1 pseudogene is annotated in these 1,086 nt (G+C 50.6%); it reads left to right on the top strand.

Features of this window, described 5'->3' with window-relative positions:
- Positions 1 to 1,086: pseudogene (locus KH813_RS06805) on the top strand (hypothetical protein); the annotation flags it as partial.

Here is a 1,086-nt window from a genome sequence, read left to right as displayed (position 1 = left end):
CAAGGCGCGATTCATTACTACTCCGTAATGAGTGACAAAAAAGCGGCCGGCTCCAACTTTGACAACGACGGAGCGAAAGCGGATGACAGCATGGTCATCGGCATCGGTTCGATTTCGGAAGGCATAAACAGCACCGTAATCGGCAACAATAATACATTGAAAGGCGGTCAAAGAGATCGAGACGGTGTTCTGAGAAATAACAGTATCGTTGCCGGTGAGAACATTGAAGTAGACGGTACACGCAATGCAGTGTTTGCTACCGACTACAAAGAGGGTGAGCATAAGCTGACCAAAGTGGCGGGCAAACATAATACCGTCATCGGTGTAGGAAACCTTGTCGGCTATACAGCCAAAGCAGACCCGAACAATCGAAATGAATTTATATATGAAAAAACAGATGTGACCGGCAGTCATGACAATGTAGTCGTCGGCATGACAAATACCGTTAAGGGAAGCAGTGTGGTTGTCGGAACGAGTACCGAAATCAAGGACGGTGCGCAGCTGGGCACTTCTGTCGGACATGCCAATACGATACAAGGTAGTGAGCAGTATGGTCTTGCTTTGGGAAATAAATTGCTTGTAGAAGGCTATGGAGCCATTGCGGTAGGCACAGAGTCCAAAGCGACAGCGGACGACGCGACAGCAATCGGTACGGAAGCGGTGGCGGAACAAGAGGGATCTATCGCCTTCGGTCCTATGGCTGAGGCGAAAAACAAATATTCCATCGCCTTCGGCCTATTCGCGACGGCGAAAGCGAGAAGCGGCGTCGCGATTGGCTCTTCCAGCCTGGCGGACAGAGAAAAAGGATCCATCGGCTATTTAGCGGGAGAAAACACATCCGAAGTCTGGAAGGCGACGAAGGGCGCGATTTCCGTAGGCAATAAGGAAAAGAAATATACCCGTCAGATCACAGGTGTAGCCGCAGGCAGTGAAGACACCGACGCGGTCAATGTCGCCCAGCTGAAGGCTTTGAATACCAAAATGGCGCAAGGCGCGATTCATTACTACTCCGTAATGAGTGACAAAAAAGCGGCCGGCTCCAACTTTGACAACGACGGAGCGAAAGCGGATGACAGCATGGTCATC

This window comes from Negativicoccus succinicivorans (genome assembly GCF_018373335.1).
Classification (GTDB): domain Bacteria; phylum Bacillota; class Negativicutes; order Veillonellales; family Negativicoccaceae; genus Negativicoccus; species Negativicoccus succinicivorans_A.
This window is presented reverse-complemented; position numbering and strand designations above follow the sequence as displayed.